At 50.7% G+C, this 15563-nt stretch carries 12 protein-coding genes and 2 tRNA genes; 6 read left to right on the top strand and 8 right to left on the bottom strand.

The annotated features are described in order from the left end of the window. Nucleotides 1-10 precede the first annotated feature (10 nt). From gltX to DU481_RS05070, 3 genes are all read left to right on the top strand, one after another. A complete protein-coding gene (gltX, locus tag DU481_RS05080) occupies nucleotides 11-1402 on the top strand; it encodes a glutamate--tRNA ligase (protein WP_350133206.1) in 1392 nt (463 codons plus the stop codon). Between the two features lie 53 nt (nucleotides 1403-1455). Continuing rightward, a tRNA-Ala gene (locus tag DU481_RS05075) sits at nucleotides 1456-1531 on the top strand. 43 nt (nucleotides 1532-1574) lie between these two features. After that, a tRNA-Glu gene (locus tag DU481_RS05070) sits at nucleotides 1575-1650 on the top strand. A gap of 172 nt (nucleotides 1651-1822) precedes the next feature. Here the strand turns inward: DU481_RS05070 and DU481_RS05065 are convergent. From DU481_RS05065 to DU481_RS05050, 4 genes are read right to left on the bottom strand one after another with little or no spacing between them, the layout of a single operon-like run. Further along, entirely contained in the window at nucleotides 1823-2257 is a 435-nt protein-coding gene (locus DU481_RS05065; RefSeq protein ID WP_107802420.1) for a type II toxin-antitoxin system death-on-curing family toxin, read from the bottom strand. Next, entirely contained in the window at nucleotides 2257-3282 is a 1026-nt protein-coding gene (locus tag DU481_RS05060; RefSeq protein ID WP_350133147.1) for a hypothetical protein, read from the bottom strand. Before DU481_RS05060 ends, DU481_RS05065 begins: the two co-directional genes overlap by 1 nt. Then, the gene (locus DU481_RS05055) at nucleotides 3279-5807 is read right to left on the bottom strand and encodes an N-6 DNA methylase (RefSeq protein WP_350133145.1); all 2529 of its coding nucleotides are present in this window, start codon (nucleotides 5805-5807) and stop codon (nucleotides 3279-3281) included. The genes DU481_RS05060 and DU481_RS05055 overlap by 4 nt, the downstream gene beginning before the upstream one ends. Nucleotides 5808-5827: 20 nt before the next feature. Next, nucleotides 5828-7885, bottom strand: coding sequence for a DEAD/DEAH box helicase family protein (locus tag DU481_RS05050; RefSeq protein ID WP_502889915.1), 2058 nt, complete (start codon nucleotides 7883-7885; stop codon nucleotides 5828-5830). Nucleotides 7886-9055: 1170 nt separating this feature from the next. Here DU481_RS05050 and DU481_RS05045 point away from each other — a divergent pair. The 3 genes from DU481_RS05045 (at nucleotide 9056) to DU481_RS05035 (ending at nucleotide 10510) form a co-directional block, all read left to right on the top strand. Beyond that, entirely contained in the window at nucleotides 9056-9448 is a 393-nt protein-coding gene (locus DU481_RS05045; protein ID WP_350133141.1) for an exosortase system-associated protein, TIGR04073 family, read from the top strand. A gap of 36 nt (nucleotides 9449-9484) precedes the next feature. Then, the gene (locus DU481_RS05040) at nucleotides 9485-10177 is read left to right on the top strand and encodes an OmpA family protein (protein ID WP_090318768.1); all 693 of its coding nucleotides are present in this window, start codon (nucleotides 9485-9487) and stop codon (nucleotides 10175-10177) included. Between the two features lie 78 nt (nucleotides 10178-10255). Beyond that, a complete protein-coding gene (locus DU481_RS05035) occupies nucleotides 10256-10510 on the top strand; it encodes a hypothetical protein (RefSeq protein WP_350133139.1) in 255 nt (84 codons plus the stop codon). A 108-nt stretch (nucleotides 10511-10618) separates the two neighbouring features. Here DU481_RS05035 and DU481_RS05030 read toward each other — a convergent pair whose 3' ends face one another. From DU481_RS05030 to DU481_RS05015, 4 genes are all read right to left on the bottom strand, one after another. Continuing rightward, a complete protein-coding gene (locus tag DU481_RS05030; RefSeq protein ID WP_350133137.1) occupies nucleotides 10619-11842 on the bottom strand; it encodes an aminotransferase class I/II-fold pyridoxal phosphate-dependent enzyme in 1224 nt (407 codons plus the stop codon). 12 nt (nucleotides 11843-11854) lie between these two features. Then, entirely contained in the window at nucleotides 11855-12811 is a 957-nt protein-coding gene (locus DU481_RS05025; RefSeq protein ID WP_350133135.1) for an NAD-dependent epimerase/dehydratase family protein, read from the bottom strand. A gap of 75 nt (nucleotides 12812-12886) precedes the next feature. After that, nucleotides 12887-13948, bottom strand: a complete 1062-nt coding sequence (aroG, locus tag DU481_RS05020; RefSeq protein WP_350133133.1) for a 3-deoxy-7-phosphoheptulonate synthase AroG — start codon at nucleotides 13946-13948, stop codon at nucleotides 12887-12889. Between the two features lie 134 nt (nucleotides 13949-14082). Next, the gene (locus DU481_RS05015; protein WP_350133131.1) at nucleotides 14083-15516 is read right to left on the bottom strand and encodes a TM0106 family RecB-like putative nuclease; all 1434 of its coding nucleotides are present in this window, start codon (nucleotides 15514-15516) and stop codon (nucleotides 14083-14085) included. Nucleotides 15517-15563 lie beyond the last annotated feature (47 nt).

Raw genomic sequence — 15563 nt, 5'->3', positions numbered from 1 at the left:
AACAATCATGATGGTACGCACACGATTTGCCCCCAGCCCAACCGGCTATCTCCACATCGGCGGCGCACGCACCGCGCTGTTTTCCTGGGCTTATGCACGCAAGCACGGCGGAAAATTTATTCTGCGCATTGAAGACACCGATCTGGAACGCTCAACGCAGCAATCGATTCAGGCGATTCTGGACGGCATGGCGTGGCTGGGACTGGATTACGACGAAGGGCCGTTTTACCAGATGCAGCGCTTAGCCCGTTATCACGAGATTGCCGAGCAATTATTGCAAAATAATCAAGCGTATTACTGCTATGCCACCAAGGAAGAACTGGAGGAAATGCGTGAACAGCAATTGGCGGCCGGTTTGAAACCCCGCTACGACGGCCGTTGGCGCGATAGCAAGCAAACACCGCCAGCCGGTATAAAACCGGTGCTGCGGTTCAAAAACCCGCTGGACGGTTACGTGACTTTCAACGATCAGATCAAGGGGAAAATCACCGTCGCCAACAACGAACTCGACGATCTGGTGCTGCTGCGCGGCGATGGCGTCCCAACGTATAATTTCAGTGTGGTGATCGACGATCTGGATATGAATATCACCCACGTCATTCGCGGCGACGACCACGTCAACAATACCCCGCGCCAGATCAATATTCTTAAGGCATTGGGCGCTACATTACCGGAATACGCGCATGTGCCGATGATTCTGGGCGCCAACGGCGAACGCCTGTCGAAACGGCATGGCGCGGTCTCGGTCATGCAATATCACGAGGATGGATATTTGCCGGAAGCGTTATTGAATTACCTGGCGAGACTGGGGTGGTCGCACGGTGACGAGGAAATTTTCAGCCGCGATCAGCTGGTGGAATGGTTCGACTTATCCGCAATCAGCCGTTCTCCGGCCAAATTCAATCCGGAAAAACTGCATTGGATCAATCAGCAATATCTCAAAACAGCGGACAATACTCGTCTGGCCGAACTGGTGACACCTTTCCTGACCAAAGACAATTGTCTGACGGATGGCGGCCCCGATCTGACACAGGTTGTCGACTTGCTCAAAGAGCGAGTGAACACCATCGAAGAATTGGCGGATGCCGCAGTGTACTTTTACCGTCCGCTGGAACCGGATGACGAGTTGAAAGCGCAGCATTTTACTGCGGAAACAAAACCGATCATGACGGGCTTGCTGGAAAAATTCCGCCACATCGAATGGACACGCGAAGTCATCCATCAGGAAATAAAAACCGCCGCCAAGGAACACGACGTCAAATTGCCGAAAATCGCCATGCCGCTACGGGTCATGGTCACCGGCGAAGTTCACACCCCGTCGATCGATGCGGTACTGGCGTTGCTCGGACGCGAAGAAACACTGGCACGCATGAACAGTCATCTCGGTAGTTTTCCCGGTTGATCTTTTCTTTACAATAAATCATCGCATCAGTATAATCCCCCTTCCTTTGATCAGGGGGTATAGCTCAGCTGGGAGAGCGCTTGCATGGCATGCAAGAGGTCAGCGGTTCGATCCCGCTTATCTCCACCAGTTTCTCTTGGATTAAGCGGTGCCATAAGCAACACATCACTTTGTCCCCATCGTCTAGAGGCCTAGGACATCGCCCTTTCACGGCGGTAACACGAGTTCGAATCTCGTTGGGGACGCCAAATAAAATAAAGACTTGAATAAATTCAGGTCTTTTTTATTTTATCGGTGCATAATCTGTGCGTAATATTGCTGAATTAAGATCGACACCCCAAATCCTCATGCCGACTGGCAGACGATTCAATTCTTTGCAATAAACAATACCTTCTGCACACCAAATTGCCATTATCGTGTTTACCCTGAAATAGCATTCAATATCTTTAACTTAAGCGATTCGCTGTTTTCCTCTTCCATCAAATGAGCTGTAATGATTTCCTGAAGCAATTCCTTATCGATATTTCCGGCAGCAACGTGATAGCTGATATTTTCCATTTCCCTTAGAAAACTGCTCACGCAATACAGATAGCCATTGAACAATAACATCTGCGCACTGAGCGTAATGGCAATCCTTTTATTGCCATCCTGAAAACAGTGAAACTTGCAGGCACTAAAGAACAAATGTGTCAGCTTTTCTTCAAATGTCGGGTAGTAGTCATCATCTTGAATGTGCTGAAGCACGCTTTCCAGTTTACCGAGATCCAAATGCCCCAGCGTGCCGCCGCCACTCACTTCCACTGTTTTTGCATGAATCTCGATAACCTGTTCCAAAGTCAGATAGATCAATGCCACTATTCCCGTTCCTTCAGGCGTTTCATGACATCCTTGGCGTCTTCCAGCCGATCAGCCAGTTCTTTGCTTTTTTCTCCGAGAAAGCGCTCGTAATCCTCGCGCTGCACCGGCGTGATGTATTCCTTGAGCTGGAGATGTAATGCATCGCGGAATGCCAAATCGCGGCTGGCCATCTTCATACGCGCTTTCTCGATCAGTGGTTTCCAGTGCGCCTGCGATTCAAAAGTTTTGAATAGACCATCGACTTCCCAGGTCGTAAGCTTGCGCCCTTTCACGGTCGCCTGCTGTTGCAGCATGTCGCCAAAACCGCTTTCATAGGAAGCGATCAAATCGAGCACTTCGGCATAAAACGTAGCGCGGACGCTGTCCCTATTGTCGAGTTTCAATATTTTCCGATATTCGCTCGCTTTTTCACGAAAAATACTGACGTAAATCTTGTCCGTATAAACCGCATACTTGAAATTTCCCATCGCTACGCAATCCTTCAGCGCATCGGTGAACTGCTTGCGATAGTTCTCCTCGACAAAGGCGGAATGCAGAAAATCCTCGTCACGCTGATTGATGTACTTAGTCCCGCCGCCGGTACGCTGATTAATCGTATCGATGACAATATCCAGAATCGCCTGACGCAACAGTTTCGCCCGCTCGCTTTCCGATACCAGCATGGCCAGATTAAGAAACGCCCTGAAATCAAAGATACCCAATTGGGGGGTCTTGGCGATGTTCCCGAAATCGGTTTCGGTAACATCCAAACCTTTAATCACTTCTTTGAACGATTTCAGACGATTACCTCGCAATACCTCATAACCGTTTTTTGATAACTCTTGAGCATGCTGCTCGAGATAGTTCTCAATGGTTCGAAGCGTCACTTCAAAGAATGATGCCACCTGCTCCTTGAGCACCACCGTCTTACCCTCGAATGGAATCCCCTGAATTCCGGCGGCTTTCTCGATTTCAGCGACAGCATAGGGATTGTTGAGGATATTCTGCCGGTCGATGGATGAATTGGTCAGGTCTTTGCTCATGCGGTTTCTCCCCAGACGCGGTTGATGACGGCTTTGATTTTTTCTTCGAAGATGCGGATCAATTCCTTGTTGGCGTTGACGAGGTGCTGCTCGGTTTCGATTTGGGCGACGATAGCGCGCTGGGTGTCGAGGTCAGGCAGCGGTATTTTGAATCCTCTAAGCGACTCCAATGACACGGTCTTTTGTGCTACACCCGTCGCGGCTGCATTTGCTTGCGCAATTGCGTTTGGTGATTGGAGAAAGAAATATAAATAGTTAGATAGTAGCTTATCGGCTGGACGAATCAGTCCTATGTGGCGCTGAAAACAGAATTCCTTATCAAAATCGATTAACACTGGAATACCGAATGAACCTGTTACTGTGTAAAGTACGTCTCCTCGTTTCGGCCTCCGGTATTCTTTCAAGTCATCGTAGTACTCTCGCGGCACAAAGTAGGTCTTTGAGAAATCTATACCCGCCCCCGGTTCGATGTTTGAAATCGTAATAAACGGAACACCCGTTGCCGACTTTGGCGGCGGCTGGTGATCACCATCAGTTATCTTCTCGCTAATCTCGTCAAGTCGCACGATTGGCCAGTCGGGGTGGATGGAGATACGGGGCTGATAGTTTTTGACGACTTGACGAGCGCCATCGATGATTTTCTGATAACCCTCGATCTCCGCCACGATCTCCTTCTGTACTTCCAGCGGTGGGAGGGGGATTTTGATGGAGCGCAGCTTTTCTTGATTGAGCTTTGGTACGGTTACGCCAGTAATGTACGGCGTTAAGTCCATTTCATTGATCAGCTCAATAAGATAAGTATCGAGCAGTAGCTCACGATTTGGTCTCAAGACATGAGCATGATTGTTTACCCATACTTTCCCGTTGATCGCGTAGGCCGTTTTCTCACCTGCTTCCCACTTTGCTCCATCTTCTCCGATGAGAACCAGTACTTCATCGAAAATGTAGTCTTTCACGTAATCAAGTACACCAGTCGCCCCATAGTAAGGATACGGTCCGGGCTCGCGATCGCCTTTGGTTATGGGTTTTCGTCGACTATCCAATATTTCGACTACGTCACCTAGAGGCACGACTTCATGCTTACTCGCTTGTTTTGCGTTATCACGGAATCTGTCTCCGCTCAGACTGTAGTCGCCGTTCTCGCTAATCGTCTTCTTCGCCACGAGGTGCAGATTCGCAATGTGCTCGACATCAAACGCTGCGCCGTTTTGCACACTGCCCAGCCATCCTTTGATATTGTTCACCGCCGCCGGTAAATCGTTGTTATCGACCGGGCGGCGTTGTGCGCCGAGGTGGTAACCGTCATTTTCGATTTTCGCGAACAGAATCGCATCGGTCTTTTTCGCCAAGCGTTTATCCAGCACCAGGATCGAGGTTTTGACACCGCTGTAGGGGTTGAACACACCGGCGGGCAGTGAAATGACCGCGACCAGATACTGCTTTACCAGCATTTCGCGCAGTTGTTTGTAGGCATTGCCGTTTTGGAAAATGATGCCTTCTGGCACGATGACGGCGGCGCGGCCATTGGGCGTGAGGTGCTCGGCGATGTAGTCGACGAACAGCACTTCCGAGCGCGTGGCGGTGATGGAGAAACGCTTATGCGGCTTGATGCCACCTTTCGGCGACATGAACGGCGGATTGGCGAGGATCACGTCGGCCAGTTCGTTCCATTTCTCGTCGCTGGTGAGCGTGTCGTACTCGTCGATATGCGGGCTGGCGAAGCCGTGCAGATACATATTCACCAGCGACAGGCGCACCATGTCCGGCGAGATGTCGTAGCCGCGAATATTGGTAGCGAGGCGCTTTTTGTCGTCGGGTGTGAGCAGATCGCCCCTGTAATGCAGCGGGCTGTCGAGGGTCAGCAATTCCAGCGGCACGCCTTGTTCATCGTACGTCTCAAGATCCTGCTGTTCTTGGTAACCCTTACTATTGTGCTTGAGGATGTGCTTGTACGACGAAATCAAAAAGCCGGCCGTGCCGCAGGCTGGATCGAGAATCGATTCGTCCTTTTTCGGATCGATGATTTCCACCATGAAGTCGATGATATGGCGCGGCGTGCGGAATTGCCCGGCATCGCCCTGGCTGCCGAGTACCGAGAGCAGGTACTCGAAAGCATCGCCGAGCCGTTCGGAATGATCGTAGGTGAAGCTGTTAATCTCTTTCAGGAAGCTGCGCAGCGTTTCCGGGTCGCGGTGCGGCAAATAGGCATTCTTGAAAATATCGCGGAACAGCGCGGGCACCCCCGGATTTTCGTTCATTTTCTGGATGGCTTCGGAATACAAGTTCAACATATCGAAGCCGCCGATGCCGGGCGCCATCAACTTGGACCAGCCGTATTGCTCGAATTCTCCGGTAAAAAAACTGCGCTTGCCGCCCAATGCCTCGGCTTCAGCGTCCATATCGTCCATGAACTTATAAATCAGCGCAATGGTGATTTGCTCGACCTGGGATTGTGGGTTGGGCACCCTACCGACAAGCATATTACGGCAGGAATCGATGCGGCGTTTGGTTTCGGAATCCAGCATTGGGTTATTGGGTTATCGGGTTACTTGAATTGATCGAGCGGAAGGTAGTTTTTGACGTACTCCGGGATACGGTTGCGCCATGCCGCCGGTACGGCTATGAAATCAGTCATGTTGAAGTTCGGATTGACATTCAGCTCGGTGAGTTTTCCTTGATCGATGATATAACGCAAATGACCGTCGCTGGCATATGCTTTGAAATAGTTCTTCAGTGCAACAATGGCATCCACGTGCTGTTCCAGCTCCTCCGGTGACAAATCGAGCAGGAGCTTCTGGAATTCATCTTCCAATAATTCATCCTTCGATTTGAATCCGGGAATCAATCCGAACACTTTCTCCAGCAGTTCACGCAAACTCAGGTGACGATCCACGCCGGCGGCGCGGCGCAAGGTTTCCAGCGAGAAGAACGCTTGCGGTTTGTCGAATAAATGGCGATGCACGTAATCGGCCGCTTGATCCCATTGCGCATTTTCAACCAACATTTTCAACGCGATATCGCTTTGGGCTTGTTCTTCAAATTTGTTGAAAAACATGCGGTCGATTTTCATGCCATGCTCGCCGATTTGATGCTCCCCGATTGCAGCGAGCGTATCCGCTCCACCATACTGGAATGTGCCGGATGGCGGCAGCGGCGGCAATTCTGATTTTTCACCGCTTTGCGGTTGCGGCAGTTTCAGCACTTCGTCGTAATTGAATTTTTCCTCGAAGTATTCGCAATTCGCAAAGAAATCGAATAGCTTAAAGCGGGTTTTCTCCTGTTTCTCCAACTGCTGTTTCATGGCCGGATCGAAAAGCTGCTCCAGAAAATCTTGCTTGCGCGTGCCGCGCCCTTTGATCTGCACGAAATCCTGCGGTGAGAAGATCGGCCGCATCATCGCCAAGTTCAGGATATCCGGGCAATCGTAGCCGGTGGTCATCATGCCAACGGTGACACAAACACGCGCTTTGCTGGTGCGGTAGTTTTCCTCGAAGTTGGCCGAACCGAGCAAATTATTGTTGGCGAAGTTGATGGTATATTGCTGCGCTTCGGGAATCAGCGACGTCACTTGCACGGCGAAGTCGGATTGATACTTGCCGGGGAAAAGCGCATCGGCCAATTCATTGAGCATTTGCGTCAGTTTGGCGGCGTGATTCTGGCTCACGGCAAACACGATGCTTTTGCCGGTTTCGCCGCTGATCGGATCGCGTAGCGCATTGCGCATGAACGTTTCACAAAATAATCGATTGGTCGCTTCGGAGAAGAATTTTTTCTCGAAGTCTTTTTGGTAGAAACTTTCGGTTGCTTCTTTTCCATCGTCGTCCACTACGGCAACCGCATAGCCTTTGTCGGACAGCAATTGGGTGGTAATGTCGCTGCGCACATCCACTACCAGCGGATTGACAAGAAATCCTTCACGCACGCCATCGAGCAGTGAGTAACGGAAAGTCGGTTCGCCGGACTCGCAACCGAAGGTACGGTAGGTGTCGAGTAACAGACGCCGTTCCAATTCACGCGGATCACGGGTATTGGATTTTTTGCTATCGAATTGTTTCAGATAATCCTTGGGCGTTGCGGTCAGTCCCAGTTTGTAGCCGACAAAATATTCAAATACAGCACGGGCATTACCGCCGATGGAACGGTGCGCTTCGTCGGAAATGACTAGATCGAAATCCGTCGGTGAAAACAAACGCTGGTACTTGTCATTGAACAACAAGGATTGTACCGTCGTGACAACGATCTCGGCTTTGCGCCATTCGTCACGGCGTTCCTTATATAGGACCGAGGTGTAATCATTCTTCAGATAGGCAACAAATGCCTTGTTAGCCTGGTCTTCCAATTCAAGCCTGTCCACCAGAAACAACACGCGCTGCGCATTTCCCGTTCGCAGGAAAAGTTTGATCACTGCGGCAGCGGTTAGTGTCTTACCGGTGCCGGTGGCCATTTCAAACAGGAAACGGCTTTTCCCTTCCGCCACAGCATTCTGCAATGCTTGAACTGCACGTTTTTGATAATCCCGCAGGAAGCGCAGCCGGTTCTTGGCGATAAAAGCAGGACGCTCGGCTTCGCTTTTCCAGCCTGCCTCATTGGCATAGCCCGGCATTTGCGTCAGCGCAATATAGTCTTTTGAAACTATTTCGGTAATCAGGCGATGTGGATTTGGTTGAAAGCGCTGGTATCCCTTGATTGAATCCGGACTTGGGAAGCGCGTGATGATATGCGGATTGCCTTGTTCCAAATCCCAAAAATAATGCAAATTCCCATTGGAGAGGATCACAAAGCGGCAGTTCTGGGATTTGGCATAGCCGCGCGCTTGTTCCTTTCCAATCAGGGGATTTTTATCTTCCGCTTTCGCTTCGAGCACAATCAGCGGATGACTTTGTGCATCTAATAACAGAAAATCGATAAAACCGTTGTGCGCGCTCTCAAAATTCTCACCCATTGCATCAATACCGGCTTTGGTCAGCTTGACATTGGGTTCCAGCACGACATTGGCTTTGCCAGAGGCATCGTCAAAAAAACGCCAACCGGATTCTTCAAGTAGCTTATTGATTTTGATTCGGGCTTTGGCTTCTTTAGCGGCCATGAATTGTGCGAAATCCTTTTTTATTCTTGCTCAACTTGATTAGCCGTTAGAGCGAATTATCCTAAGCATAGATATGCTTATAACAATATGCCGCAATGTACAGTAAAATCTTCGCTAATCCAATAGATAGAACGAGTCAATATCTAACAAATGAGAAAACTTAGACCCGGTACTATCTAACCAAAAATTCTTTCTGAAACATGACGAATACCTTGCTAAGGCAGCTTTCTTGAATCGATCTTGCCGAGTCTCGAGTAGAGGTATCTAAACAGTTTTTTACTTTCCGACGGCTACCGATGTCCCTGATTACTTTGACCCATAGAATCCCTGCTATGCCCAAAAATTGGCGGCAGCTGTGCGGGCGTACAGGCCGTAACTGATCCGAATGGCAAGCATCCAAAGCAGGCGCTTATGATCAGCCCACAGCACTCAGAATCACTCGCCTTCTCCCGATTTTTGCGCTGATTCTCAATCATCTCTGCATTTTTATAAGCAAATCGCTTAGATAGAAATAAGCAAAAGCTTATTTATTTATCCAACCAGCAGCTTTATGATGAAAAAATCTGGGGCGGCAATAAAATTCCCAGACAAATCAGTCATCAAGGTAAAGATCGTTGTGGGGTCTGCACTTTTGGGTATCTGTGTAGGGTCTCGCGTAGTTTCAATTCAAAAAATAAGGAGCTACTCATGAGCAAAAATAAAATTCTGGCTACCTGCATTCTAACCTGCGCGCTGATGATGACATCGACAGCCAAAGCAGAAAGCTATTTCATCGACAAACTAAGCCAGGGTATTGCAAACATTGCCTTCGGCTTTATCGAAATTCCCAAAAACGTGATCAATATCACCAGCGATCAAAATATTTTTCTAGGTCTGACGTGGGGTGTTATCCGCGGCATCGTGCATGGTGTGAGCCGGACACTGGTAGGCGGCGTGGAAGTCATCACCTCACCGGTTCCATCCAGTGAATTTGCCTCGCCAGCTTATGTTTGGAATCGTTTCAGTGAAGACAGCCGTTATTTTGGCTTGCATTACCCCGGCTACTGGACCAGTTACGGCCCATTGGATGATGGCGAATAAGCCTGCTGCGACCCATTCGATCATAAGGATATCATCATGAAAAAATATCATTACTTACCGCTAGCAATTCTGATACTGCTCCTGACTGCCTGCGCCACGCCAAAAACCGATACGGAAGATTTGAAGGCCGAGATCAAAGCCGCCAGATCGGGCCACTACGGGCAAGCCATGTGGCATCAAGAACAATCCGAAGAAGATCTGGAAACCGCCAATGAGATTCTGGGTCATCTTGAAAAAAATCACTATTGGAATATCAACGAAAAGCAAAAGGCATTGGATGCCGCCAAATCAGCCGCACGCCATCGCTTGGAAGCGGAGAAGGAAATGTGTCTGTGGCTGACAGAAGTACATGGCCATAACCATCATAAAAAAGAATCGATTCACGATACCGTTGCTTATTTCAAAACAGGCAGCGCTGTCCCCTTTAAAACCAAAGACGAAACCATCGGCAAAGTAGGCAACTGGCTGGAAGCCCATCCCGATGCGACTGCAACCGTCACTGCATCAACGGATACTGTCGGCAAACCAGCCTACAATCAGGATTTATCGGAAAGAAGAGCCCAAGCGGTGATACAACGATTGGTAGCAAGCGGTGCACGGCCCAGTCAATTAATCACTAAAGCAATTGGTGAAGTTCCCGGTGCCGACAACACACCCGATCAGGAAAATCGCGTGGCGATTGTGATTACATCGCACCCCGTTTACATGGATTGTCCCAACGTAAAATAACGTGAAGCACTCACTTGGCTGAATAAAAACCAGCCCGGTGAGTTAGAATCTTAGTTCTAATCAATACGGGGAAAAAACATGAAATTACGCTACCTTTTTATGATTGCGATAGTGCTATCGACTTTATCCGCCTGCGGACAAAAACCAACGGAAACCACAGAAAAGGTAATGGACAAAGTCAACGACGCGCTAGACCGGCGTCCTAACGAAAAAGCGCGCGATGCCGTCGAAGATATCACGAGTGCGGTGAAGGATGCTTCTGAAGAAGCTCAGGGAAAAATGGAAGAAATCGCTAAAGAAATCAAGAATAAAACTGAAGATGCTGTGAAATAACTCAGTTCGAGTTCTGTCGTTTTTTTATTTCCAAATCGCTGAAGCATTTGTTCCTTTTTCCGTCCGCGCACTCAAACGGCCTGAAACCGAACCCCCTAAAATCAGCCGCTACTGACGAAAATCCGCCAACGCATTGAGCAAATAATCCAAATCCCGCTCAGTATGTCCGGCGGAAACCTGCAAGCGGATTTCCTGATCGCCTTGTGGCACGACCGGATAATTCAAACCGGTGGCAAGAATGTTGTGATCGAATAAATGCGCAACCAATGCGGCGGTTTTGGCGGTGTCGCGGATAAATACCGGCACGATGGGGTGCTCTCCGGGCAACGTTTCAAAACCGAGCTGTTGCAATCCGGATCGGAGTTTAGTGCTTAAGCTGCGCAATCGATCCAGCAGGTCCAAGCCTTCTGCACTTTCCAGTACATCCAGCGCCGCCAGTGCAGCGGCCGCTTCGGCGGGCGTGATCGGATTGGAATAGATATACGACGGCGCGGTTTCCCGCAAGTAAGCGATGGCCGTAGCGCTGGCAACAACGTAACCGCCGTTGACGCCGAACGCCTTACCGAGCGTGGCGACCAACACATCCGCCCGCCCTCCCGTAATTTCTTCAGTACCGCGCCCGGTGCTGCCGAAAGCGCCAATGCCGTGCGAGTCATCCACTATCGTGACAATGCCTTCGGGATAATCGCTTTGGTGCTTGGCGCAACAGGCATCGAATTCATCCAACGGCGCATGATCGCCGCGCATGCTGAAAACACCGTCGGTGACCACACAAACCCGTTGATAGCGGTCACGATTGGTGCTCAGGATTTTTTCCAGATCATGCATATCACCGTGTGCATAAATCGCTTTTCCGGCGGGATGGGCGAGACGGATCGCGTTGATGATGCAATTGTGGTTCAGGGCATCACTGACCACCAGCGTCTGCTCAGAAATCAATTGCGGCAGCACGCCAACCATCGTGGCATAGGCCGCGCTGAACAACATCGCCGCTTCACGGCCATGAAACGCCGCCAGCCTGCGCTCCAGTTCGACATGCGGCGCATACGTGCCACTGATAAAACGCACCGCGCCGGGACCAGCGCCATACTGTTCCACCGCCCGCGCTTCCGCTTCGATCACGGCGGGATGCTGCGCCAATCCCAAATAGGAATTCGAGTTCATGCGCAAAAATGCGCGTCCGCCGTAACCGTGCAACTGGTAGCGCGGCCCAAATCCATCTTCCGGCGCAAGAATGCCGGTAATGATTTTCTCATCGCCCTTGCGGACTCCCTGCTGTTGCAATTGGTTTAACTTTGCCAGGAATAGCGGTTCCACTTTCGATAGCGACATAGAGATCTCCCATTAACCGTTACGTAATTTGGCGTTGATGTGCGCCAGCATATCGGCCACCATGCCGGGCAAATCAAAGCTCGGCTGCCAGCCCCATTCGGCCCGCGCGGCACTGTCATCCATATGCCGTGGCCAAGAATCGGCGATCGCTTGCCGCAGCGGATCGACCGTATAGCCGATGGTAAAACCGGGCAGATGCTTTTGTATTTCCGCTGCCAACTGTGCTGGGGTAAAACTCATCGCAGTCACGTTAAAACCGTTGCGATGCGTCAATTTACCGGGATCGGTTTCCATCAGTAGCATTGCGGCTGCAATGGCATCGGGCATATACATCATATCCAGCTGCGTATCGGCGCGCAGAAAGCAGTCGTAATGCCGCTGCTTGACCGCAGCGTAAAAAATATCCACGGCATAATCGGTCGTACCACCGCCCGGCAGCACTTGATTGGAAATCAGTCCGGGATAGCGTAAGCCGCGTGCGTCGACGCCGTAGCGGCGATGATAGTAATCGCACAACAATTCACCCGTCACTTTGGTAATGCCATAGATCGTCGAAGGATGCTGCACGGTATCCTGCGGCGTATTGTACGGTGGTGTGCCGGGACCAAATGCAGCAATGGAACTGGGGAAAAACACCCGGCAACGGTGCTGGCGCGCGCTTTCCAGCACATTCAGCAGGCCGTTCATATTGATATCCCAGGCTTGCAGTGGTTGTTCTTCGGCCACTGCGGAAAGCATCGCGGCGAGATGATAAATCACCGTAATACTCTGCCCAGCAATCACTTCATCCAGTGCGGCCGCATCGCGCACGTCGAGACTGCAATACGGTCCCGCTTGCGTCAAGCCGCCGGAAGATTCACGGCGGTATCCGGCGGCAACGACGCTTTCCACGCCGTAACGCTCACGCAAAGCCAGCGTCAATTCCGTACCGATTTGACCGGTCGCGCCGGTTACCAGAATTTTAGGCATTCCCACCTCCATGCTTCGATATTCTGTCAGCCTTCTGCTTTACAGCGCCTTGCAGAGGGAAATCAGAAAGCTTCGCTATTTCTTTCTGCGCTTTTCAACCGCGTTTGCCAGCTGTTGCAGCACGTGCTCGGTCGCTTCAAAATTGATGCAGCCGTCCGTAATGCTCTGCCCGTAAACCAATTCCTCGCGTTTTTTACCGTCAGCTTTCTGGTTACCTTCCACCAGATGGCTTTCGATCATCACGCCGCAAATGGCATGGCTACCGCCTGCAATCTGTTCCGCCACATCGGCCGCCACATCATTTTGACGGCGGTAATCCTTGTGGCTATTGGCGTGGCTGAAATCGATCATCAAATGCGGCGGCAGTTTGGCTTTTTTCAATTCTTCCACCGCCGAGGCGACACTCGCCGCATCGTAATTTGGTTTACGTCCGCCGCGCAGGATGATGTGGCAGTCTTCATTGCCTTTGGTAGCAAAAATCGCGGTATGCCCTTCTTTGGTGACCGACAGAAAATGATGCGGGCGGGAAGCGGCCGCAATCGCGTCAATCGCGATATTCAAATTGCCATACGTGCCGTTTTTGAAGCCAATCGGACAAGACACGCCGGAAGCGAGTTCGCGATGCCCCTGGCTTTCGGTCGTGCGTGCGCCGATCGCCGCCCAGCTGATCAAATCCGATAAATACTGCGGACTAATCAGGTCCAGGTATTCGGTAGCCGATGGCATGCCGATGGTATTCAAATCCAGCAACAACCGGCGAGCCGTCCGCAAACCTTTGTTGATATGAAAACTGTTATCCAGATCGGGATCGTTGATTAGCCCTTTCCAGCCGATGGTGGTGCGCGGTTTTTCAAAATACACGCGCATCACGATATGCAACTGCTGCTTCAGCGTTTCGCGCAAATGCTTCAAACGCGCGGCATACTCCAGCGCGGCGTCGACATCGTGAATGGAGCAAGGGCCGACCACAACCAGCAAGCGGTCATCCTCGCCGTGCAGAATGCGATGAGTGGCTTGCCGCGCGGCATAAACGGTTTGCGTCGCATTCTCCGTCATCGGATATTCACGATGCAACTCAACCGGCGGAGTCAACTCATGCACGCCGACAATACGTAAATCATCGGTCTGGTATTTCATAACAATTCCTTTTATAGACTTTCTGGTCTAACAGCAAAGATTCGCCTTGCAATACACAACGCGGATCGGAAAAAAGCGTATTTTAACCTAAGCAGGGAATTTCATCAGAACCGAAGAAATGATTGAGCGGTATTTCAGGAAAATAACTCCCGGAGCCAGACTTCCAGTCTGCGCGTGGCGATCACGTCATCACGGTTATAACCCAGTATTGCGGCTTGCAGTTTTTGCTTCTCGGCCAAGCTTGTCTCCGCGCGGAAACGGTTGAATTGCACCACCGACCACTGCGATCCGGATTCCTCATTTTCCCATTGAAAATTCACCAACCCCGGATGTTTGCAGATATCCTTCAGTCCATAGCCTTGCAGCGGCAACACCAGACAATCCAGCACCGGATTTTGCATATCAAACAGCGGGCTATCCGCGCCCAGCAACCATTTCACCGTGGCATGATTTCCCATACCGTAACGCTCGGCGTACTTGCCGATCGTCGCTCTTTCGTGGTTGGAATAATGCGCCAGCACTAGGGCCGGATACTGCGAACGATATTCATCCATTTTCTGCAAGAAACCCAGCCAGCCTGCATAATCACTGGCCTCATCATCGGTCCAGACGTATTCAAAGCTTTCCCGGTCATACGGCGGGACCAAAAATCCCCACAGATAAACATGGCGCTCGCGATTCGGAGTTAATGGATTGTCTTCGATATCGAAATGTACCCAAGTACCTTGCGGTAGAACGGCTTTATCCAGGTGAAATACTTCACCGTTCAACATCGAGCGAGCCTGCAAAATGGCGCGGTGCTTGCGTTTACTACCCTTGAGATGCGGTACATCCGGGAGGGATTCGGCCGACTCCCTGGCAAGCTGCGAGATCGTTGCAATTCCGGCTTGCGCCAAATGATCCGCGGCTTTGCCGTGCACGCCGTACAACAGCGAAATATCCTCTCTGGCTTCGAATTCCGAGCGACAAGCCGCTTCGTGCGGACAAATACGGCATTTACTATGGCTATAGCGGACTGCGGGTGGTTGCGGCAAGTCTAGCAGTGCTCTCATGCTGGTAATAAATTCATCGACCAATGGCTCGACTTCATCGCCCAATTGCGCAACACGGCCATTGCCCAAAAAAACCATCGCCGGTAAATCGTTGGCCAGTAGACGGCGATAGATTCCCAGCTGAATCTGAATCGATTTTTTATTTTCACTCAAGGAAAGCTTCGCATCTGCGGGCTGATAGTACCCGCTTTCATGCCGGATCAGGAAATCGGGATAACCCACCAGCCCCTGCTGCTCATCCAGCAAACGACCCTGATAGATCACCGGTACACCTTGTTGCATCAAGTCTTGCGTATGCTCAAAGGAAACCGCTTTGCTGACGGCATATTGATCTCCCAGCTTGGCCAGCATGGCGGCTTCATGTTCCAGGCCAAGATCGCTGAGCAGCCGATTAAATCCATCGAGCTCCGCTGCAACGGGTTGATGTTTATCCAGCCAGACACGCCGGATACAAGTCATCCATGCGCTGGCGTCACTGGGTTTGATCAGAATAGGAGAAAAATTACCGGCAGTCATCGCTCTACTGATGAGCTTCTCATAAAACTGCTGATTTTAGCGGATTT

The sequence above is a fragment of the Nitrosomonas sp. genome, from assembly GCF_040240425.1.
GTDB lineage: Bacteria > Pseudomonadota > Gammaproteobacteria > Burkholderiales > Nitrosomonadaceae > Nitrosomonas.
This window is presented reverse-complemented; position numbering and strand designations above follow the sequence as displayed.